This window comes from Luteolibacter yonseiensis (assembly GCF_016595465.1).
In the GTDB taxonomy this organism is placed as follows: domain Bacteria; phylum Verrucomicrobiota; class Verrucomicrobiia; order Verrucomicrobiales; family Akkermansiaceae; genus Luteolibacter; species Luteolibacter yonseiensis.
Genome location: NZ_JAENIK010000011.1, coordinates 290,432 through 312,492, shown reverse-complemented (window position 1 = coordinate 312,492; position 22,061 = coordinate 290,432). Strand labels below are relative to the sequence as shown.

19 protein-coding genes are annotated in these 22,061 nt (G+C 60.3%); 8 read left to right on the top strand and 11 right to left on the bottom strand.

Annotated elements, in window-relative coordinates:
• The first annotated feature begins 15 nt into the window (after positions 1-15).
• Together JIN84_RS11010 and JIN84_RS11005 are read left to right on the top strand one after the other, a co-directional pair.
• Positions 16-498: a single-stranded DNA-binding protein gene (locus tag JIN84_RS11010; protein WP_200351099.1), complete on the top strand. Its 483-nt coding sequence runs from the start codon at positions 16-18 to the stop codon at positions 496-498.
• A 173-nt stretch (positions 499-671) separates the two neighbouring features.
• Positions 672-1,403: a hypothetical protein gene (locus tag JIN84_RS11005; protein WP_200351098.1), complete on the top strand. Its 732-nt coding sequence runs from the start codon at positions 672-674 to the stop codon at positions 1,401-1,403.
• 73 nt (positions 1,404-1,476) lie between these two features.
• Here the strand turns inward: JIN84_RS11005 and JIN84_RS11000 are convergent, their stop codons facing one another.
• From JIN84_RS11000 to JIN84_RS10985, 4 genes are all read right to left on the bottom strand, one after another.
• On the bottom strand, positions 1,477-3,213 hold the full coding sequence (locus tag JIN84_RS11000; protein WP_200351097.1) for a diflavin oxidoreductase: 1,737 nt from the start codon (positions 3,211-3,213) through the stop codon (positions 1,477-1,479).
• A 99-nt stretch (positions 3,214-3,312) separates the two neighbouring features.
• Positions 3,313-3,630, bottom strand: a complete 318-nt coding sequence (locus tag JIN84_RS10995; RefSeq protein ID WP_200351096.1) for a Dabb family protein — start codon at positions 3,628-3,630, stop codon at positions 3,313-3,315.
• A gap of 10 nt (positions 3,631-3,640) precedes the next feature.
• Entirely contained in the window at positions 3,641-4,012 is a 372-nt protein-coding gene (locus tag JIN84_RS10990) for an NADH-quinone oxidoreductase subunit A (RefSeq protein WP_200351095.1), read from the bottom strand.
• A 118-nt stretch (positions 4,013-4,130) separates the two neighbouring features.
• Complete coding sequence (locus JIN84_RS10985) at positions 4,131-4,451, bottom strand: helix-turn-helix domain-containing protein (protein WP_200351094.1); 321 nt, start codon at positions 4,449-4,451, stop codon at positions 4,131-4,133.
• Between the two features lie 206 nt (positions 4,452-4,657).
• On the opposite strand from JIN84_RS10985, the gene JIN84_RS10980 reads away from it, so the two are divergent.
• On the top strand, positions 4,658-4,927 hold the full coding sequence (locus tag JIN84_RS10980; protein WP_200351093.1) for a type B 50S ribosomal protein L31: 270 nt from the start codon (positions 4,658-4,660) through the stop codon (positions 4,925-4,927).
• 78 nt (positions 4,928-5,005) lie between these two features.
• Here JIN84_RS10980 and JIN84_RS10975 read toward each other — a convergent pair whose 3' ends face one another.
• Positions 5,006-5,671 carry an HAD family hydrolase gene (locus JIN84_RS10975; protein WP_200351092.1) on the bottom strand — a complete coding sequence of 222 codons (666 nt, stop codon included), beginning with the start codon at positions 5,669-5,671 and terminating at the stop codon, positions 5,006-5,008.
• The gene (locus tag JIN84_RS10970) at positions 5,668-6,888 is read right to left on the bottom strand and encodes an MFS transporter (RefSeq protein ID WP_200351091.1); all 1,221 of its coding nucleotides are present in this window, start codon (positions 6,886-6,888) and stop codon (positions 5,668-5,670) included. The genes JIN84_RS10975 and JIN84_RS10970 overlap by 4 nt, the downstream gene beginning before the upstream one ends.
• A gap of 52 nt (positions 6,889-6,940) precedes the next feature.
• Here JIN84_RS10970 and JIN84_RS10965 point away from each other — a divergent pair, with 52 nt between their 5' ends.
• Entirely contained in the window at positions 6,941-7,819 is an 879-nt protein-coding gene (locus JIN84_RS10965) for a LysR family transcriptional regulator (RefSeq protein ID WP_200351090.1), read from the top strand.
• Between the two features lie 52 nt (positions 7,820-7,871).
• A complete protein-coding gene (hisF, locus tag JIN84_RS10960; RefSeq protein WP_200351089.1) occupies positions 7,872-8,636 on the top strand; it encodes an imidazole glycerol phosphate synthase subunit HisF in 765 nt (254 codons plus the stop codon).
• A gap of 8 nt (positions 8,637-8,644) precedes the next feature.
• On the opposite strand, the gene JIN84_RS10955 is transcribed toward hisF, so the two are convergent.
• Positions 8,645-10,732, bottom strand: a complete 2,088-nt coding sequence (locus JIN84_RS10955; protein WP_200351088.1) for an FUSC family protein — start codon at positions 10,730-10,732, stop codon at positions 8,645-8,647.
• Between the two features lie 251 nt (positions 10,733-10,983).
• Between JIN84_RS10955 and JIN84_RS10950 the strand changes: the two genes are divergently transcribed.
• Together JIN84_RS10950 and JIN84_RS10945 are read left to right on the top strand one after the other, a co-directional pair.
• Positions 10,984-12,918 (top strand): RNA polymerase sigma factor, encoded by a 1,935-nt coding sequence (locus JIN84_RS10950; RefSeq protein ID WP_200351087.1) that lies wholly within the window; start codon positions 10,984-10,986, stop codon positions 12,916-12,918.
• A gap of 14 nt (positions 12,919-12,932) precedes the next feature.
• Positions 12,933-14,243 (top strand): hypothetical protein, encoded by a 1,311-nt coding sequence (locus JIN84_RS10945; RefSeq protein ID WP_200351086.1) that lies wholly within the window; start codon positions 12,933-12,935, stop codon positions 14,241-14,243.
• Positions 14,244-14,367: 124 nt separating this feature from the next.
• Here the strand turns inward: JIN84_RS10945 and JIN84_RS10940 are convergent, their stop codons facing one another.
• The 4 genes from JIN84_RS10940 to JIN84_RS10925 all read right to left on the bottom strand — a co-directional run bounded on the left by JIN84_RS10940 (position 14,368) and on the right by JIN84_RS10925 (position 19,746).
• Complete coding sequence (locus JIN84_RS10940) at positions 14,368-15,192, bottom strand: histidinol-phosphatase (RefSeq protein ID WP_200351085.1); 825 nt, start codon at positions 15,190-15,192, stop codon at positions 14,368-14,370.
• Between the two features lie 5 nt (positions 15,193-15,197).
• Positions 15,198-16,256 carry a glucose-6-phosphate dehydrogenase assembly protein OpcA gene (locus tag JIN84_RS10935; RefSeq protein WP_200351084.1) on the bottom strand — a complete coding sequence of 353 codons (1,059 nt, stop codon included), beginning with the start codon at positions 16,254-16,256 and terminating at the stop codon, positions 15,198-15,200.
• 23 nt (positions 16,257-16,279) lie between these two features.
• Positions 16,280-17,812 (bottom strand): glucose-6-phosphate dehydrogenase, encoded by a 1,533-nt coding sequence (zwf, locus tag JIN84_RS10930; protein WP_200351083.1) that lies wholly within the window; start codon positions 17,810-17,812, stop codon positions 16,280-16,282.
• 260 nt (positions 17,813-18,072) lie between these two features.
• On the bottom strand, positions 18,073-19,746 hold the full coding sequence (locus JIN84_RS10925; RefSeq protein WP_200351082.1) for a serine hydroxymethyltransferase: 1,674 nt from the start codon (positions 19,744-19,746) through the stop codon (positions 18,073-18,075).
• Between the two features lie 388 nt (positions 19,747-20,134).
• Between JIN84_RS10925 and JIN84_RS10920 the strand changes: the two genes are divergently transcribed.
• Positions 20,135-22,033 carry a PAS domain-containing hybrid sensor histidine kinase/response regulator gene (locus tag JIN84_RS10920; RefSeq protein ID WP_200351081.1) on the top strand — a complete coding sequence of 633 codons (1,899 nt, stop codon included), beginning with the start codon at positions 20,135-20,137 and terminating at the stop codon, positions 22,031-22,033.
• Positions 22,034-22,061: the final 28 nt, after the last annotated feature.

The following is a 22,061-nucleotide window of genomic DNA, read 5'->3' as shown; positions in this document are numbered from 1 at the left end:
GCACTCCAACCCGTTATGGCAAATCTCAACAAAGTCATGCTCATCGGAAATCTCACCCGGGATCCCGAGCTGCGTCACACACCGAAAGGCACCGCCGTCGCGGAACTGGGCCTCGCCATCAACCGCGTCTGGAACAACGACCAAGGCCAGAAGCAGGAAGAGACCACCTTCGTCGATGTCACCCTCTGGGGACGCCAGGCCGAGCTCGCCCAGCAATATCTCGGCAAAGGCCGCTCCGTTTATATCGAAGGCCGTCTCCAGCTCGATACCTGGGACGACAAGGAGACCGGCAAGAAACGCAGCAAGCTCCGCATCGTCGGAGAAGTGATGCAGTTCCTCGGCAGCAACACTCCCGGCGGAAACAACTCCGGCGGTGGTGGCGGCTATTCCGACCGTCCGCAATCCTCCGCCCCCCAGCAACAGTCCTCCGGACCACGGCAAGGTGCCACCGCAGCCCCTGCGGACGAGTATCAGGAAGACGACGACATCCCGTTCTGACTTCTTCAGGAAAATCCAGTTTCCCACAAAACGGAGCCGTTCGCACGGCTCCGTTTTTTTTGCGCTGGTGAATGTGCCATCCCGCTCATGAAAAGGAAACCACTGCTCGCGGCATGCTCCGTGGGATTCTTCTCGACGCCCGGCACCCCAACGGAGTTTCCTCTTCCAGCAACATGAGTGACGAAAAAGAACCTCTAACAGAGAATGATTCCGCACCTGCCGCACAGGCAGCCCCGCGTGCGAAAAAAGCTTCCACCCCACGCCCTAAAAAAACCGCGAAGAAAGCCGCCGCACCTGCGGCCGCCGAGGTCGCCGCTCCGGTGGAGACACCCGCTCCCGCAGAGGCCGCCACCCCGGCACCCGCACCTGAGGCGCCAGCCGCTCCTGCCGCCGAAATCGCCAGCATTCCATTCCCCAAGACTCCCGCACGCGCACCCGAGGAAGATGCCGAGCCATCCCCAACCCAGGAGGGTGGCGAGTGGCCGGAACCTGAAGCCGCCTCATCGGGAGGAAGCAATTCGCAGTCCGAGTCCAGCAAGCGCAAGCGCCGCCGTCGTAAAAAGGGCAAGGGCCAGTCCGAAGGATCACAAAACGCTCCAACCTCGTCCCAGTCCGAGGAGATCCATGCCCAGGTCGTGGCGCAGGAACAGAAACCTGCCGAGTCCACCGCTTCATTCCAGCAACAGCAGCAACAACCCCGCCCCAATCCGCAGCCACAGCAGCAACAGGCTCCCCGTCCGAAGATCGATCCTGACCTCCTGACAAAGATGGCGTGGAAAATCTACCTTGCCGAAGTGAGCGAGGAAGGTGTGGCGCTCATCGGTGACAACGACGCCAAGGACCTCTCCCGCCGCTGCTTCCGCCTCGCCGAGATCTTCGTGGAAGAGCAGATGCGCCGCCGCTGAAGCACGCTGAAAAAAATCAAGGCCACCGTTTCCGAGATGGAAACCGGTGGCCTTTTGATTTTCCAAGAACCGCTCAGTAGACGTCGCGCAGGTAGCGCTTCTCCTTCTTCAGCTGGGAGATGAAAGCCGTGGCTTCTTCCGCGGTCAGGTTGCCATGTTCCTCGGCGACCTTGTGCAGCGCGGCATCCACATCCTTCGCCATGCGCGAGGCATCTCCACAGACATAGAAGGCCGCACCCTTGCTGAGCCAGGCCCAGAGTTCGGCACCGTTCCGCACCATGAGATGCTGGACGTAGAGCTTCTCCTTCTGGTCGCGCGACCATGCCGCGTCGAACTTCGTCAGCGTGCCGTCCGCAATGTAGCTTTCGATCTCGTCCTGATAGAGGTAGTCGGTCGCCTGGTGCGGATTGCCGAAGAACAGCCAGTTCCTCCCCGTCGCGGCGGTTGCCTTGCGATCCTCGAGAAACGCGCGGAACGGGGCGATGCCGGTGCCGGGGCCGCACATGATGACATCCGTGGCGGTATCCGCCGGCAGGCGGAAAGCATTGTTCCCATGGACATAAACCCGTGGTTTTTCCCCACCGGTGAGGCGGTCGGCCAGGAAGGTGGAGCAAATGCCGCCACGCTTGCGGCCGAAGGATTCGTAACGCACGATGCCCACGCACAGGTGGACCTCGCCCGGATGCGCCCGCGGGCTGGAGGCGATGGAGTAAAGCCGTGGCTGGAGTTTCTTCAGGATGGAAACGAACTCCTCGCCATCGGTGAAATCCGCAGGGTGGTCGATGACGAGATCGATCAGGTCACGGCCCCAGCAGAAATCGTCGTAGGCTTTCTTGTCGTCCGCCTCAACCAGCGAGCGGAGGAATGGCGAACCGCTTTTCGCCTGCCATTTCTGGATGATGGACTTGTTGAGCGAACCGATGTCGTAATAACGGATCAAGGCCTCACGCAGGGAAACCTCGCCACCGTTCGGCGCGGGGACGTCACCTGCCTTGAAGGGAAGATTGGCGATGATCTCATCCACCACCTGCGGCGGATTCAACGGATAAACCCCGAGCGCGTCGCCGACCTCGTATTCGAGTCCGGAGCCTTCGAGCGTGAGGGCGATCTGGTTTGTCTGCTTTTCCCCTGCTCCATTGAGATTGTAGTTTTCCACCACACCGGCCGGGAACGGGTTGGTTTTGGAGAAACCGGTTTCAGCGGAATCCGCGGATGCCTCCCCGCCGGAAGACCCCGCTCCGCCCGGCGCGAGGGTCGCGATCACCGCCGCGGACCACTCGGCGTAAGGACCGTCGGGATCCACGTCCACGTCCACCCTGGCGGAGATGCGCTTGGCTCCGAGAGCGGCGAGGCGGGTGTCGAACTCGATGCCGCACTTGCAGAAATCCGGATAGCTGCTGTCCCCCAGTGCCAGCACCGAGTAAGACAGGGCCGGGAGCTGGGGCGCGGAATCGCCCAACAGCCAGCCGTGCAGTTCGGCGGCGCTGTCGGGTGGTTCGCCATCCCCATAGGTGGAGGTGATGATCAGCAGGTTTTTCTCCCCGGCCAACCGCGCGCGGTCGTAGGCGGCCATGTCGTGAAGCTCCACCTCGAAATTGCCTTTTTTCAGCGATTTCACGAGTTTCTTGGCCAGGCCTTCCGCAGTCCCGGTTTGTGACCCGTAAAGCACGGTGACCGGCACAGACGGACCGCTCGCGGCCGCCGCCTGTTGCGCTCCAAGGGCCAGGGCCTTGGAGAGGAAATCGTTCAGCCATGCGCGTTGCTCCGCGGTGAACGGAGCGTCATTTGGAATTTGAATCGGGAAGGCCATTGTTCTGGTGAAATAGCGACCGAGGCCGCAGGGGGGCGGAACTTGTGATGTGGCAGAGCAGGTTTCAAGCCTGATTCATACCAATTCCCCTCATTCGCACTATGAATGCTTCAGATTTTTGGAGGGATCCAACTCGTAAGTCATGGAAAATTCCGCCATCGTTTTCGGTTTGATCCACTTTTCCAGCAATTTCAGATGATGGGCATCGTCCAGCGTGATTCTCAATTTTTCCAGTGAATCAACCTCGATGGAAAAATAGAACTGCCACTGGCAGGAGGGATCGATGTTCCGCCCGGATCTGACGGAAAGAACTTCCGGGATCTTCAGCAGCAGGCTGCGGCTCGTCCGGACAAGCTCTTCCAACCCGGCCGCATCCACCTCTGGCTTGAGCTGGAAGTAGGCCGCATGGTGGATCATCGCCGGAGGCTCAGGATTTCCAACTCAGGGCGCCCTTCTTCAGGGCGTAGACGTAGGCGAATACCAGAATCCCGGCGAAACCCGCCATGCTGATGAGGGCGGCGGGACCCTGGGCCGCGAGATCGCGGAACTGCACGGCCCATGGATACATGAAGACCACCTCGATATCGAAAATCACGAACAGCATCGCGACCAGATAGAACTTCACCGAGAAACGCGGAGCGCCATCACCGACCGGCAACATGCCGCACTCGTAGGCAGAGTCCTTTGTCGCGTTCCGCTTGCCCGAACGACCGAAGATCACACTCGCCGTGAGGGTGGAGCAGGCGAATCCGAGCGCGATCAGGATCTGGAAAAGAACTGGAAGGTAATCTTGTGGCATTGGCGGGACGGGCTGACGCAGTGGTCTTAGAATTCCCCGGGGCAAATGGGTAGGAAAAAATAGGCACAAAAAAACCCGCGCCTTCCGGAAAGGCGCGGGCTTTTTTCAAAAGTCGACATCAGGCGTCGTCCTGGGCGGCTGCCTCGGCAGCGGCGAAGGCGCTCGATGCTTCGTGCACGCGGGATGTGCCCTTGTATTCCTTGCCGATTTTCTCGACGAGGCCGCGGGTCACGAGATTCTGCAGCTTTTCGTAAGCGCGCAGGCGGAGCATTTCTTCACCGCCACTTACGGCGTTACGGACTTTGAGATTGGCGAATACGCGCTCGAAGAGATCGTTGAAACCGAAGATTTTCTTTTCGGCAAGGACGTTACAGAGCTCGTCGGTAACGTGGTCTGGAAGACGGCGTGAGAAGCGGGTACGTTTCGTGGTAATTGCCATAACGACGCGATGATACACCCTCCTGTGACAAAAGCGACTCAAAAAAACGGGAGCCTATCCCAAACCACGTAATTTATTACGCAAGGATTAAATTTCATTTATTTCAATTTTGTGATTTTCCCTGAAGCTAGTGGCTTGACAGGTGGGCGAATTCAGCCACTCTCCGCCTTCCGCCGCGTCGGTAACGTGCCGGACCACCACTTCCCATGAAAAAGGACCTTCATCCGAAATACAATCCGGTCGTCTTCGTTGACATGACCACCGGCAAGCGTTTCATCAGCCGCTCGACCAAGTCTTCCGAAAAGAAGGAAGTCATCGATGGCGTGGAACACAGCATCATCTCCATCGGCATCACGTCCGACTCGCATCCGTTCTTCACCGGCCTCGCCCAGTTCGTGGACACCGAAGGACGCATCGACAAATTCCAAAAGCGTTTCGGTGCCGTCCGCCGCGTTGGGAAGCCGAAGCTCGACTGATTTCCAGTCTGATTTCCCAAATTTCACCAGAACGCCTGGCCGCTCCGCGCGGCCGGGCGTTTTGTTTTCCACCCGGGCTCAACTCAGTTCGTCGAAGCCGTGGATGATGAAATCCGCACCAGCGCGGAGCAGCTGTTCCACCGGGAAGGTTCCGGTGATGGCGACGACCCGGCAGCCCGCCGCTTTCCCCGACAGCACGCCATTGATGGAGTCTTCGATGACGATGCAATCCCTGGTCTCCAGGCCGAGCCTTTCCGCCGTGAGCAAATACGGCTCGGGGTCCGGCTTGCCGCGCGTGATGTCCTCACCGGTGACGATGGTATCGAAGTATTTCCCGAAGCCGAAGGTATCAAACGCCTGTCCCTGGGTCGCGCGGGATGCCGAGGTGGTGAGCCCGTGCCTGCGCCCGGCGGCGTGGCTTTTCGCGAGGAATTCCATCGCCCCGTCGACCAAGGTCACGTGATGGAAGATCTCCGCGAACAGCTCGATCTTGCGGCGGATGATCTCCTCCGCCGTCCGCTTCTGGCCGGGATACATTTCCAGCAACCTTGCCGCCATGCTTTTCTCGGGCGCGCCCTTGAAGGAATACAGGATGGCTTCGTCGTCCAGCGCGTCCCCCAGCTCGGCCGTGAGCGCGATGATGGCTTTCTCATGGATCGGTTCGGAATCGATGAGCACTCCGTCCATGTCGAAGAGAATGCCGCGGGCATCGGCCAGTGTGTCGGAAAGCGAGGGTGTGTTCATGATTCGGTGGTGGTTGGTGGCGCGCCGAGCAGGAGGTTTCCCCGGAGCGCGATGAAGGCTGAGAAAAGAATGACGACCACGAACGCCCCTGGCAATCCGATGAAGTGGCTGATGCCACCGATGAGCGGCGGCCCCGCGAGGAAGCCGAAATAGCCCATCATGGAAATGGCGGCGACACCTTGCCCCACCCCGCCCTCATGGGCGCGGCCACCCGCACCAAGAAGGATGGGAACCAGATTCGCCAGACCGAAGCCCGCCAGCGCGAGACCGAAGAAGGTCGCCGGCCATTCATGGATGCCGATGATCACCACCAGGCCCGCGGTCGTGAGCCAGCCTCCGGTCTTGAGGATCTTCAACGGCCCGTGGCGCCCGATGAGATGATCACCCGACAACCTCCCCGCCGCCATGCAGCACGAGAAAATCCCGTATGCGATCGGCGCGAGCCATGGTGCCGCCCCGGACACCGTGCTGCTGTAAACAGCGCTCCAGTCCATCATGACCCCCTCGGTGAAGAGGGCCATGCAAGCGAGTATCCCGATTTTCAGCAATTTGCCGTTGGGAAATTTGAATCCCCCTCCTGTTTTGGAAGGCGCCTTGTCCCCGGCCAACAGGCTGCCCGCGCTGGAAACGACCACCAGGATCATCGCGGCGGATACGGTCAGGGCGATCGGAACCGCTCCCGCGCCCAGTCTCAGGGCAAAACCCACCGCCAGCGCGGCAAGCAGTCCGCCGATGCTCCAAAGCGCCTGGAAGGTGGCGATGATGGGCTTGCCGACCGAGTTCTCGATCGCGATGCCCTGCGCGTTCACCGAAACATCGAACGCGCCCTTGAACGCGCCGAAAAGGGTCGCGGCGGCGACAAATGTCGGGAAACCCGGTGCGATGGCCAGCAGGACGAGCGCGATGCAGAATCCGGGAGCGAGGAAGTTCAGGTTCGCCCGGCTGCCACGGCGCGCGATGGATTGTCCGGCAACGGGCATCGAGACGATGGCTCCGATGACCATGCCGAGCAGCGCGATGCTGAGATCCGCCTCCGTCAGCCCGAATTTCGATTTGAACGACGGAATCAACGTGGCCCAGGTGCCGAAGATCATCCCGTCCACGAGGAAGAACAATGACGCGGCGATGCGTGGCCTGGAGGAAACAGCCGGTCCGCATCCTGCGGACAAACCGGCCTCATCTGCGGTGGTTTCGTTCACGCGCTCATCCTCCCTCATCCGTTGAAATTCTTCCAATGGCATTATTTCATCGATGTGATAACCTCTGGTTATGGACATCCGAGAACTCCGATCCTTCGTCCTCCTGGCCGGACAGCTGAATTTCGGCAAGGCGTCGCGGCTGTTGAACCTCAGCCAGCCGGCCCTCACCAAGCAGATCCGCCGCATGGAGGAGGATCTCGGCGGACGGCTTTTCGTGCGGGGAAAACAGGGAACCGCGCTGAGCCCGTTGGGAACGCAGTTCTTGCGGGAAGCGAAAACCACCCTGCAGTCGTTCGACGAACTGGTTGACCGGGGACAGCGCCTGGCCACCGGCGAGGCGGGGCAGCTCAACCTCGGTTTCGGATTCCACACCTTTGAGCTCGTCCCCCGGTTGATCGTGAAGTTGCGTGAAATGGCCCCGGAGATCGATGTGAGCCTGAAGGACATGTCCACGGCGGAGCAACTGGCGGCGCTGGCCTCCGGAAAACTGGATCTTGGTTTCGTCCGGCTGCCGGTGTCCAAGGATCTCAAAACCCTGCCCGCCGTCACGGACCGGCTGGCCTTGGTCTCATCCTCGCTCTCCTCTCTTCCCGCGAACCTGAAACTCGCGGATTGCCGGAACGAACCATTCGTCGCCATTTCCGAAGAGCGTTCGCCGGGATTCCGCACCCACATGCTCCAGCTTTGCGCGAAGCACGGCTTCCAGCCCAGGGTCATCCAGCAGGTGCCGGAATTCATGACCGCGATCGCGCTGGTCCGGGCCGGATTGGGCGTCGCGATCATTCCCGAATCCTTCTGGAGCGCCCGCTTCGAAGGCATGAGGCTGCACCGGCTGAAGGACAAGGAAGCCGCATGGTCGGTGAGCGCGGCATGGAACGCGGGCGACACCAACCCGGCGCTGCTGCGGTTCCTCACCCTGTTGCGTGAGGATCTGAAACGGCAGAAATGACAAAGCCCGGCGTTTTACTTGCCTCACCGTGCTGGCTTGCCATGGTTCCCGCGTGCTTGCGAAACGAATCATCCCCTGCCTGGACGTGACCGATGGCCGCGTGGTCAAAGGCGTGAACTTTGTGGACCTCATCGACGCCGGTGATCCGGTGGAATGCGCCATCGCCTACAATCTCCAGCAGGCTGACGAACTCGTCTTTCTCGACATCACCGCGTCCTCCGACAACCGCAACACGATGGTGGACGTCGTCCGCCGCACGGCGGAAAAATGTTTCATCCCGCTCACCGTGGGGGGCGGCATCCGCAGTGTGGAGAACATGCGGGAAATGTTGCTCGCGGGCGCGGACAAGGTCGGCGTGAACACTTCCGCCGTGACGAATCCATCGCTTGTCGATGCCGGGGCGAAAGCCTTCGGCAGCCAGTGCATCGTCGTCGCCATCGACGCGAAACGCGAAGGCCCCGGCAAATGGGGTGTCTACACCCACGGCGGCCGCAAGCCGGTCGGCCTCGACGCCGTCGAGTGGGCCAAGGAGGTCTGGCGGCGTGGTGCGGGTGAGATCCTCCTCACCAGCATGGACTCGGACGGCACCCAGGCCGGCTACGACATCGAGCTGACCGCCGCGGTTTCCTCGGCCATCGGCATCCCGGTCATCGCCAGCGGCGGCGCGGGAAATCTCGACCACATGGTGGACGTGCTGGACGCCGGCAAGGCGGACGCGGTGCTGGCAGCCAGCATTTTCCACTTCAAGAAGCACACGATCGCCGAGGCGAAACAACACTTCGCCGAGCGCGGCGTGCCGGTGAGGCCCTACGTCTGACATGACCCTCACGCCGGGCCCGTGGACCGGGCGATGAGCAGCATCGCGTCCAGTTCGGTGACGATCCGGACGAGCTGGGGATAAGTCCAAGGTTCGCGGAAACGCTCGCCATCGAGGTGGTCGGGTTCGATTTCCGGCAGATGGAAATTTTTCAACTCCTCTGCGGCGGAGTCGATCCGGACGGAGGGTTTGCCCGTTGTTTCCGTCTCGATGAGCGCCTGGAACGCGGCGTCCGCCATGAGGGTGAAATGGGCGAGCATCTCGGGATGGCGCGTTTTCTGATCGTTCAGATGGAGGGCGATCACGGTAAGGGCATTGGTGATGCGCTGGTTTCCATTCGCAAGGGCGGCGGCCTGGCGGAGTCCGTCGCGGCGGTTTTTCGGATCGCCGTTCATGCGTTTCAGTGAGGAAAAAGCCTCGCTGTTGGCGTTCTCCACGGCCTGGCGCGCCTGGTGGAGCTCATCATCATCCGGACCACCATCCTTGAGACGGAAGGCGATGAGGCTGAGGTAGGCGAAATTCGATTCCATCGACTTCGCCAGAATGCCCGGAAACCGGTCACGCTCCCATTCGGGCCAGAAGATCAGCGCGGCGACCAACGATAGGAATCCGCCTGCAAAAGTGCTGCCCATCCGCTCGAGGGTGAATGCCAGGGTGACCGGGTGATGGGACTCCGTGAGCAGCACCACCATCAGGGTGATGAATACCACGGCCACGGCGTAGTTCCGTTTCACGAAATACCCGAAAGCGAAGATCGTGATGCCGATGGCCACGAACAACACCGGAAGCGGTGGATGAAGCCACAGCAGGCTGCTGGCGATGAGACCTCCTGCAAGCGTGCCGAGAACCCGTTGCGCGGCTTTTTCCCGCGTGGAACCGAAGTCCGGCTGCAACACGACCAGCATCGTGAACGGCAGCCAGTAACCATGCGGGAATCCGCTCCACTTGAAAAAAACCACACCGATGATGCTCAGCAGGATCGCCCGGACCGTGTGCCGGACCAACGCGGGTTCGAGGCGTTTTGAAAAATTCAGAATCGCTCCGAGCGGTCGCAAGGTCAGCGTGCCGAGGTCGAAAAGCTCCAGTGAAAACGCCGCCCGCTCCAGCGTCGTACGCTCCAAGGTCGCCTGCAGAGCCTCCCGCACGATCGGCAGTTGCTCCTCGATCTGGCTCAGGATTTCAACCAGTTGGGAGCTGGCCGTCGAATCGCCGAATTGAGAAGCCACCCGCGTCCGCGCGACGGCAAGCAAGGTTTCCAGACGTTTCATCCGCACTTCGAACGACTCCCAGTAGGACGGTTGTCCGGAAACCACCGCAAGCGCGACGGTCCGGGCGGTGTTCGCCAGCGATGACAGGACAGGGGTCAGTCCCGCCTCGAACGAGGCATGTCCCGGACATTTCTCGAAGTTTTCCAGGGCCGTCCGGAACGCGATGATCCGCAAGGAAAGCCGCGCCGCAGCCAGGTTCAGCAGTTCCAGATGCCGCAGCACCTTGCCGGAATGGCGCTTGGACGCGTGCAAGGTCGCTTGGGCATCGTTCAGCGAGGCACGCAGGGTGATTTCCCTGTCCCGGATCGTTTGTGCGTCGCCCCGCGTCTCGGGAGACATCACCTCCAGCAATTCCGCCAGCGCGATCCAACTGTCCCCCACCGTCCGTCGCAGCGGATGCTGGGGATGGATCGGCCACAGCGAAACCTGCAGCATCACCCCCAGCAACCCGCCGCAGAACGTTGCCAACGCGGGGTGGTGGGCCTGTGCCGTCGGAGCGTCCGGTGCGAGTGAGACGAAAAACAACAACCCGCTCGAGACCGCCAGACCCGGGCCATAGTCCGAGCTCAGATGCCGCCACACTCCACCGCCCATCACGACCAGCGCCGTGGCCGGCAGCGCGATGGCCAGGCTGTCCGCTCCCAGGCGCCCGAGCAATACGGAGAGCGTCAGCACCGCCGTCATGCTCAGAAGCAAACCCAGCCGCAACGAATAGGCTCCGCGCACGTCCACCATCGCGATCGTCTGCGCGGTGATGCACGCGTGCACCGGATCGATGCGCAGCCACCCCGCCTGAGCCGCGATGAGCGGGATGAGAAAAGCGATCATCGAACGGATCGCCCGATCGAAGTCCGGCCTCAGCGACTCACGTTCGAAAAAATTGGCAAATCGCGGCCTCGGATCAGAAAACACCATGATGGATCTCCTCCGGAAAGATCGGCCGCCCATCACCCGTCCGCCAGCATCATTTTCGCAACCTCCCCGTCCGTAAGGACAAGCGGACGTCCCATACCGGCGCTTTGAATTTCTCCATTTTTTTTGTCCGCCTTCCGAAGGAGCATGACACTCTATTTCAAAATATGGGACAGACCACGCCATCCGATCCGGAACTGCTCAAAGAATGGCTGGGCCAGCGGCGGGAAGCCGCGTTCAACGCGCTCGTCGCCCGCTACGCCGGCTTGGTCCACGCGACCGCGAGGAGGACGTGCGGCGACGACTCGATGGCAGGCGAGGTTTCCCAACTGACCTTCATCACGCTGGCACGGAAGGCGAAATCCCTCACCACCTGCGCCTCCCTCGGTGGCTGGCTGCACACCACCGCCCTGATGCAGGCAAAGAACCTGATCCGCAAATCCCAGCGGGAAAACCGAAAACGCCAACTTTTCCAAACCTCCATGGAAACCGGACCCTCCCACTCGCAGGACGAGATCTGGAAAGAAATGCAACCCGTGCTTGATGACGCCCTCGCCTCCCTGTCTAAAAAAGACCGCGAAGCCCTGTTGCTGAGATTCTACCGATCCCTCACCGTCCGTGAAATCGCCACCACCCTGGGCATCGCCACCGACGCCGCCCAAAAACGCATCGACCGGGCAACCGGACGCCTGCGTGGAAAACTTGCCAGACGCGGGTGTGTGACGGGCGGCTCATTGGCTGCGGCGATGCTCGCTGGATTCGCCACGGACTCACAAGCGGCGGCTCCCTTGATTTCCAAACTGGCCAGCAAAGCCATCGTCGCCACCACCACGAGCACGGTCCCGGCAATCGGATTCATCACCCTCATTACAACCACCGCGATGAAAACCACATCAATCATTGCTCCGCTCGCATCACTGATCGGGGCCGCCCTCCTGATTGAATATCAACGGCATTCCATTGCCGATGTGGAGCACCAGGGCAGCCTCATGCGGGACAGGCTCGCAATGAATATGGAAAAAGTCGCCAGATCGAGCACCCGCCTTTCATCAGCCGATGAAAGGTCGCCGATCGATTGGAAGGAACTGGTCAGCCGTCTCAACGATGAGGTCATACTCAAACAATTTGAGAAACGGGTGGCCTCCATGTCAGTCGAAGAATTGACCCGGTCCATCCGAGAGGTCAACTCCCTCAATTTCACCAATGCTGATCGATCGACTCTGGAGAACAAGCTTCACCCGAGACTCGTCGAGATCGATCCGGAAGCGGTGTTGGTGAATTTCGGAGATCAAATCGGGAAGGACGACAACTCGGGAAGAATGTTACGCATGGCGTTCGGAAATTGGATTAAAAAGGATCAGGCGCGTGCCATCCTATGGTTGGACGAACAAATCGCCGCCGGACGCCTTACCTCCAAAAAGCTCGATGGAAGCGGCGGGTCCAGAGCTTTCTTTGAAACCTATGTGATCTCTGCTTTGTTGCGCTCAGACCCGGCCGCGGCCAAAACCCGCGCCGCAACCCTCGGTGAAGAAGATAGGAAAAGGGCCATCCAGTCGATCGATACCACGACGAAAGAGATCGACCCTCTCGCATTCGCCCGGCTGGCTCGGGAAGGACTGTCCGAGTCTGAATGCAACTACGCGTTGTCCCTGCAGGCAAGCGCCCGGGCGGAGGGAGACGACTGCTCCAAAGTTTCCGAATATTTCGACCAGATCGAAGCCACCTCCACCGAGAGGGCTGCCGCAGTCAGGCAGGTCATCGGCGGCGTGTCGCTCCACATCATGATGCAACGCATGCTCAAGCCGGATGATGTGGATGCGATCAGGGCCTGGGTATCCAGCGAAGCTCCCCAACAGCTGGGGGAAGTCACGGGCTACACCCTCGGACTGGCTTCATTCCAAGAAAACTTTCAAATGAAGTTTCCCGAAGCTCTCGAGCTGATCAACCAATATTACGAATCCGGGGACGGCGAATCGATCCTGTTTCACTTTTTGGACACCGCTTATCCCAAGGACGAACCAAATCGGATGATTTGTAGAAAACTTGCTGAGAAGATCACCGACAAAACCCAGCGCGAGTCGATCTTGGAGAGATTCAAATAGTCACCCATCGGACCATGAGAGCACCTGTCTATCTCACCGCCGCCATCCTTTCCATCGCCTTCTCCCTGGGATGGCTGAACCACCACCGCCTCAAGGCGGCCCGCGAAAACCTCGGCAAGCTCACCACAGAGGTCCACAAGCGGGAGATGGCTGCAGCCAGCCAGCCGGGGAGCCGGAACCAGGACACCAAACGCCCGCGACAGGACGGTAAGGAAACCGTCAGATTGTTGGTCATCAGCTGCTTCGATTTCCAAAGCAGGATGAAAGCACTGGGGAAGCAGGACAGTCCATCTTTCGAGCAGCTTGACGAGTTCATGCTCCCTCTTTGGGAACCACTGGAATCACTTGATTCCGAAAGCTTGAAATCATTGATTTCGAAGATCCTGGAGGAGCCGGAAATATCGAAAGCGATCCGACAGAAAATCATATTGGCGGCACATCAGTTCCTGGCGTTGAAAGCCCCCCTCTCCTCGCTCGACATGCTGAATTTCACAGCTCCCTTGTTCAAGGATGACAGGCGATCGGAGGAGATCCTGTATGGAGCGTTTTTTCAGTTGTCTGATATCGACCCCATGGGAGCGGCCCGCTGGATCCGGAAAAACAGCGGCGGACCGATCGACTTCAACGGCGAGCAGTCAAAAAACGCGTTGATCAGAATGACCGCGCGGAAAAATCCCAGGCAAGCCTTTCAACTTTTTGATGAACTGGACGTCCGGCCCTCCGAAAAAATTTTCGGAGAGATGGTCCAGGATCTCCAGACGACCCAACAAAAGCTGGAGATGGTTGTGGCGCTTCGCGATTATTGCGCGAGCCTCGCTGACGAAACGCTGCGGAAAAACCTTTCGAATTCGATGCTCAAGAGCATCGCACACACATATCGCAATGGTAATCTCAATGAGTTGAAGAATTGGTTCGAGTCCGCCAGACTGACACCCGGAGAAATCTCCGATTGTATCGGTTCTTATTATTATGCGTGTGTCATCCCTGACGAGGTGGGCATGTGGCTTGAATACTCTTGGACCAAACTTCCCCTCGAAGCCTCCAAAGAGCGGACGCGTTTCTGGGTGAACAATTGGACAACCGATGACTATCGGAACGTAGGGGAATGGCTGGCATCAACACCCGCGGGACCGATGAAAAACATCGCCGTCCGGGCCTATGCCGAGATGATCGTCAGGTATCAGCCTCAAGCGGCGGAACAATGGGCGATGACGATTCCAGACGGAGAGTATCGTGACTCGACACTAAAGCAACTTTACTACAGCTGGCCGAAAACGGACGCTGCCGGTAGAGAGGCATTCGTGAAGAGACATGGAATGGAATGATGGTTTGGTGGGAACACGGTGCTCATCCTGGCGGAGTTCCCTCCGGCCTCGTTTCCGCTCATGGAGTCCTTTCGTAACTCTGGTGGATTCTGTCACGAATCCTTTTACAAGACATGCTTGAGCGTCATACCACTCGCAAGGACTCCATGGCCGCCTGGATCGGCACGCTCTGCCGCTGGCGGTCGATGAAGTAACTCACCTCGGTGTAGCCGACGGCCTCCAGCAATTTCAGCGCGGTGAAATAGCCATCCCCCACCCGCTCGGGCACGTGGGCGTCCGCGCCGATGACGACGGGGATGCCGCGCTCGCACATGAGGCGGAGCTGCGAAGGCGATGGATTCATCTCCGGAAGGGCCTTGTTCACCCCGCTGGTGTTCAGTTCCATCGCGACTCCGGTCGCGGCGATGCGGTCCAGCGACCGCTCGATGAATGGCTGGATCCGCGGAAAATCCCAGTCACGCGGGGATTCGTTTTTGATCAGATCCGGATGGGCCAGCGTGTCGTACAGCCCGGTTTCCGCGGATTCGGCGAGGTGCTCGTAATAGAGCTCCTGATACGCGCGGACATCATCCTTGTAATAGATTTTCCGGTAGTCCTTGACCTGATAGTGGACCGAACCGAGCACATGGCTCAAAGGCACCCGGGCATGCAGTTTCTCCAACCACGGCTCCACGCCGGGATAGTAGTCGCTTTCCAAGCCCAGCCGGACATCCAGTTTCCCCGCGAAGTTCTCCCGTGTTCTGGCGATGAGCGCCACGTAGTCGTCATACTGCTCCGGGTCCATCCGCACGCTGGAGGAGAAACCATCCGGCAAAGGACAGTGACAGGTGAAGGTGATGCCTTTGAACCCACGCGCCAGCGCCACGGCGGCGTATTCATCCGGCTCACCGTAGGCGTGCTTGCACAGCGGCGTATGACAATGGGATTCGTAGAGAAGGGGGGAGCGCATTTTTTTCAAACTTCCAACAACGCTCTGAAACGCGGAAGAATCTTCTGATAGAGTGAATTTTTCCCACCACGCGAGAGTTGGACTCCGACAAGGTCCGCCGGGCTGGCGGGGTCGACCGGCGAGAGGGAAACGGCGTGATAGGTGGAGGTTTCCACCCGCCGCTCGACATGGGAGGCTTCCGCCGCCTGGCTGACGCTTACGGTGGTCTGCGGGGCGCGGATGGTCACCGCCGTGAGCGGCGGCCCCGAGTCATCGGTTGCCAGGCTCACGGAGATGAGCGAGCCGGAAGCGGATTGGAGAGCGAAGGGTTCGCCGTTTTCCGCGTCCCTCCAGCCTGCCTGCACGGTAAGCCATGCGAGCAACTGGAGCGCCGTGTTGCGGTGGTCCGGATGATAGGAAATCTCGATGCTTTGGATCTCCGGCAACGCTTCCTGCGCGGCGGGATCGTCGAACAGGCTGGCGATGCCCACGCGGAACTGCCATGAGCGCGTCCATGCATGGTCCTGGATGACCAGCTCGGGATTCGCCTGCGAGCGTTCCTCGATCATTGCGAAGGAGGTGCCGGGATTTTCCCAAACCGAGCTGTCGATGATGAAGCGGTCCATCACACTGACCAGCCGCTCCGTTAGGATCTCAGAAAGCTCGCCCTGCCACCAGAAGATGAGCGGCAGGTCCGAGTTCAGATGGGAGAACACCGTGTTACGGAAACGGCCGGTGACACGGCCCGTCAGATGAAACGCGATCTGCTCGCAGCACACGGATTTCCGCCCGTCCGCCAGATGGCAATGCGCGGTGATCCACGCGCGCAGGCTCGGTTCCGGCTCGTCGCGATCGATGCCGACCAAGATCGCGCGGCAGGCATGCTCGCGGGTGAGATTGCGGATGATCTCGGAATTCTCGATGAGCGCGCCCTTCTTTTCCGAATACACCACAAGGTTCATCAGGGAGGCGTTCGTCCGCGCGTCGTCCTGCTCCCAAAGCTTCCGCAACTCGCGGTCGATGGCGGCGACGGGAACTTCGATGCCCAATTCAGGGCAAACAGCGGGGATGGTTGCAACGGCCATGGAATTGTCAGGTTCGGGCTGTTTCAAAGACGGCGCCACTGGTTTCCGTCCTGCTGGAGAAGCTGGTCCGCCTCACGTGGTCCCCACGATCCGGCGACGAACTCGGCCATCGGCGGCGGCGTGGCCGACTGGTGCCAGGCGTGCTCGATGTGGTCGATGAATTTCCATGCCTCCTCCACCTCGTCGCGGCGGGCGAAGAGCGTGGCATCGCCGGCGATGGCATCCAGCAGGAGCCGTTCGTAGGCTTCCGGGCTGCCCTTGCCGAAGCTGGTCGAGTAGTGGAAATCCATTTTCACCGGCTCCAGACGCAGGCTGGTGCCCGGGATCTTCGAAACCATGCGCAACGAGATGCCCTCGTCCGGCTGGATGCGGATGACGAGCACGTTCCCGCCCGGTACGCCGCCACAGGTGGCGTTGAAAAGCACGCAGGGCGCGTCCTTGAAATGCACGGAAATCTCCGTGGACTTCTTCGGCAGGCGCTTGCCCATGCGGATGTAGAACGGCACCCCGCTCCAGCGCCAGGTGTCGATGAGCAGGCGAACCGCCACATAGGCTTCCGTGTCGGACTCGGGAGAAACGCGGTCCTCTTCCCGGTAACCGGGCACCGAGTTGCCATCGATGTGACCTGCGGTATATTGCGCGCGGACGACGTTTTTCGCGACCTTTTCCGGCGTATCCCACTGACGGAGCGAGCGGATGACCTTCACCTTCTCGTCACGCACGCCGTCTGCCGAGAGATCCGTCGGCGGTTCCATGGCAACGAGGCTGAGGAGCTGGAGCAGGTGGTTCTGCACCATGTCACGCAGCGCGCCGGATTTCTCATAGTATCCGCCGCGTCCGCCTTCCATGCCGAGATTCTCCGCACAGGTGATCTGGATGTGGCTGATGTACTTGCTGTTCCAGAGAGGTTCGAAAATGGAGTTCGCGAAACGCAAGACCATCAGGTTCTGCGCGGTCTCCTTGCCGAGATAATGGTCGATCCGGTAGGTGTCGCTCTCGTGGAACGTGTCGTTCACCACCTGGTTCAGATGCTTTGCCGTGGCCAGATCCGTACCGAAAGGCTTCTCCACGATGACGCGCGACCAGCAGCCGGGCTTGGCCTCGTTCAGTCCGGCGTTTTTCAGGTTGATGAGGATTTCATCGAAAAACTCCGGTGCGGAAGCGACGTAGAACAGGCGGTTCCCTTTCCCTCCCCGTTCGGCATCAATGGCGTCGAGCTTGTCGGCGAGACTCTTGTATCCCGCCGCGTCCGTGAACTCCGAGGTGTGGTAGGAAACGGTTTGGATGAACGGACGCCAGATCGCCTCGTCCTGTCCGGAGCGGGAAACCTTCTTGTTCAGCTCCTCGAGTCCGGTGCGGAACTCTTCATCAGCCTTCTCACGACGTGCGAATCCGATGATCTTCACCCCCGTAGGCAGCTCACCATCAACGGCCAGATTGTACAACGCCGGAATGAGCTTGCGGTGCGTCAGGTCTCCGGTGGCACCAAAGATGACGATACTGCAAGGTTCTGCGCGGGAACGGGAAACGAGATCTTCGCGGAAAGGATTGCTCATGAAGTTGGGCGGAGTTTCTGCAAACCCGCCCCCCGTGGCAAAGCCAAATTCGGGGTAGAAGGTGAAATACGGTTCATTCCGATCATGCGCCGGATGGTGGACTTGGCGGGCTTTCCGACACGAGATGTGCAAAAAAAACCTCCGATACCGCGGCAGACAAGCCGGAGGCACCTGGCGTGCAACGGCTTGAAAAATCCGAAGAATGGGAAATGCCCCGCCTGGATGTCAGTCCGCAGGCCGATTGCGAGGCCTCCCCAGTCTTACCAAGGCAGCGGGAACGCGCGATTGAAGGCGAAGACCCGTTCGCGGATGGCGTGGAGCTTCGCCACATTCGTGTGGTCGGCCAGGGCCTCGGCGATGAAATCCGCGACCTGCTCGACGTCGGCTTCCTTCATGCCGCGGGTGGTGACGGCGGGCGTGCCGATGCGGATGCCGCTTGGCTTCATCGGGCTGCCGGTGTCGAACGGGATGCCGTTCTTGTTCACCGTGATGCCGGCCTCGTCGAGGGCGTGGGAGGCTTCCGTGCCGTTGAGGTTCTTGTTCCGCAGGTCCACGAGCATCACGTGGTTGTCCGTGCCGCCGGAGACGACGCGGAAGCCGTGTTGCGTGAGACGGGCGGAAATCGCCTGGGCATTCTTGACGATCTGTTCAGAGTATTCCTTGAACTCCGGCTTGAGCGCCTCGCCGAAACACACGGCCTTGGCGGCGATGACGTGCATGAGCGGACCGCCCTGGATGCCGGGGAAAACCTGGGAATCGATCTTCTTCGCGAACTCCTCCTTGCAGAGGATGATGCCGCCGCGTGGTCCGCGCAGGGACTTGTGGGTGGTGGAGGTGACGAAGTCCGCGTGCGGGACGGGGTTCGGATGGACTCCGGCGGCGACAAGGCCCGCGATGTGCGCCATATCGACAAAAAGGTAGGCGCCGATTTCACGGGCCAGCTTGCCCATGCGCTCGAAATCGATCACGCGCGAGTAGGCGGAGGCACCCACGGTGATGAGGGCGGGCTTGAGTTCGCGGGCCGTTTTTTCCAGTTCCGCGTAGTCGATGCGCTCGTCGTCCTTGCTCACGCCGTAGTGGGTGACGTCATAGAAGCGACCCGAGAAATTCGCCTTGTGCCCGTGGGTCAGGTGACCGCCATGGGCGAGGTCCATGGTGAAGATCTTGTCGCCCGGCTTGAGGACGGAGAAATAGACGGCGGTGTTCGCCTGCGAACCGGAGTGCGGCTGGACGTTCGCGTGTTCCGCACCGAAAAGCTGCTTGGCACGGTCGATGGCGAGTTGCTCGATGACGTCCACGTTTTCGCAGCCGCCATACCAGCGCTTGCCGGGATAGCCTTCCGCGTATTTGTTGGTAAGCAGCGAGCCCTGCGCCTCCATGACGGCGGGTGAGGCGAAGTTTTCCGATGCGATCAGCTCGATGTTGTTCCGCTGGCGCTGTTCCTCGGCCACGATGGCGGCGTAGACCGCCGGGTCGGTCTCGGCGATGCGGCTGCCGGAAGACTTGCAGACACGGGACTCGTGACGGCCACCTTCGAAGGCGGTGGAAAGAAATGCTTCCGCCATGGCGATTCCGGTAGAGGCGTCGGTGTATTTTCCGGCCAGACAAAGGACGTTGGAGTCATTGTGCTGGCGGGTAATGGTGGCTTCCTCGACGCTGCGGACGTTCGCCGCACGGACGTGGCGGTGGCGGTTCGCCGCGATGCTCATGCCCACGCCGGATGTGCAGGCAAGGATGCCGAAGTCCGAAGTTCCATCCGCCACCGTGCGGGCGACGAGATTCGCATAATCCGCATAGTCAACGGATTGCGAACCTTCCGTGCCGTAATCCGTGACTTCGTGACCGAGAGTCTTGAGGTGTGCGACAACGGCGTTTTTGAGATCGACGGCGCCGTGATCGGCTCCAATGGCAATGCGGAAGGTTGGGTGGCTCATGGGACGGGGCGGGGATTGAAGTCCCTGGAAGCCGTCTTGCAAATCGTAAATTTCAAGGAGTGTCCGGTTTTCCGGCCTCCCGACCCCAAGATGACCTCCGTCCCGCACTCGAAAATCGAAAGTCTCAAACAGCTCCACCCCACTTTGCAGCCAACAAACCTCGATTGTGTTTTGACTCCACACGGGTGACTCCGGACAACATCCCCGAGCGAGCGATATACGGTTGCCAGGCCGCTTCCAGTCGCAGGATGTAAGGGGTATTTTGGACCACCCGACCTTGCTCGCCGATTGACGGATTTTGGATTTAAGACTAGATGGATGAATGCCTGCAGCGCCCCCCAGCGATGATTCCATTCCCTCTGACAGCCGGTCCGGGCATTCAGTGGGAATGAAGGCAAAGCGGGACAATTTCGACTATCTTGTGGCATCGGTGGAGGATTATGCGATTTTCACCCTGAACGTCGGAGGGTACATTCAGGATTGGAATCTGGGCGCGGAACGCACCAAGCTTTATCAAGCTCCTGAAATCATCGGAAAACATTTCCGGTGCTTCTACTCGGCGGAGGATCAGGCGGCGGGATTGCCGGAAAAGGAGCTGGAGGTCGCGGCGCGGAACGGCAGGGTGTCCGATGAGGGGTGGCGTTACCGCAAGGACGGCGAACGCTTCTGGGCGAATGTCACCATCACGGCGATTCGTGGAATCAACGGTGAGCTGGAAGGATTCCTCAAGATCACTCGCGATCTCACCGAGCGCATGCTGGCGATGGAATCCCTCCGCCAGAGCGACGAGCGCTTCCGGTTGTTCCTCGAATGCGTGCAGGACTACGCGATCCTGATGCTGGATGTGGACGGACGCGTGGTGACCTGGAACCAGGGCGCTCGGAGGATCAAGGGCTATGAACAGCATGAGATCATCGGCAGACACTTTTCCACCTTCTATCCGCAGGACGCGCGCGAGGCGCAACTCCCCGAACGGCTGCTGCGGCGCGCCATCGAGGACGGACGCACCGAGGACGAGGGGTGGCGGATCCGGAAGGACGGTTCACGGTTCTGGGGAAACGTGATCATCACCGCGCTCCACGACAGCGGCGGCAACTTGCGGGGATTCGCCAAGATCACGCGCGATTTGTCGGAAAAACGGCAGGTTATGGAACTGCAGGAAACCGACCGACGTAAGGACCTGTTCCTCGCGACGCTGGCCCACGAGCTGCGGAATCCCCTGGCTCCCATCCTGATGGGAGTGGATGTCATCGCGCATTCTCCCGCGGACCAAACGATGGTGCGGGGCATCGCCGGGACCCTGAAACGCCAGGTCGACCAGATGGTGCACCTGATCGACGACCTGCTGGACATGTCCCGCATTTCGACGGGCAAGGTGATGCTCAAACGTTCCAAGGTCGTTCTGCAGGACGTGATCAACAGCGCCTGCGAGACCGTCGCCCCCTCCATGGACGCCCGCGAACAGGAGTTGGTCACCGACATGCCACGCGGGAGGATCATCATCGAGGCGGACTCCCACCGTCTGGCACAGGTGGTTTCCAACCTGCTGTCGAACGCGGTGAAGTTCACGCCCAAGCGGGGCAGGATCCGGTTGGAAATCCGGGTCGAGCAGGAAGAGATGCTGCGGATCACGGTGAAGGACAATGGCCGGGGCATTCCCAAGGAAGAGCTTTCCCGGGTGTTCGATCTCTTCGAACAAGGCTCCAGCCTTGCGGAAGGAGGTTTGGGTATCGGCCTCACGCTGGTGCGATCCATCATCGAAATGCATGGCGGGGTGATCCACGCCACCAGCGAGGGCGAAGGCCGGGGAAGCGATTTCACGGCGCTGCTCCCCATCGTCATCTCCTCCGGATCGGACGCCGGCGAATCCGCCACCCACACGGTGGACTCTCCCGCCCCGCCTGCCACGGAAAAACCCAGGGTGCTGGTGGTGGATGACGGAAAAAGCGCCGCGGACATCCTCACGATGTTCTTCGAGATGGAGGGATTGCTGTGCGCCACCGCCTACGACGGCATCGAAGCCGTGGAGCTTGCGAAAACCTTCCAGCCGGATCTGATCTGCATGGATCTGGGCATGCCCCGCATGAACGGACTGGATGCCGCGCGCATCATCCGCATGACGGACAAGGCCGTGGCCATCGTCGCGCTCAGCGGATGGGGAACGGATGACGACCGGCGCAGCACCGCGGCGGCCGGATTCGACCAGCATCTGGTGAAGCCGGTGAGTCCGGATGACATCCGGGGGCTCATCCGCCGCTACCTGCGCGACAACGCGCGGGCATGCTGAAGAGTTTGCGGGTGATCGCGCGTGGAAC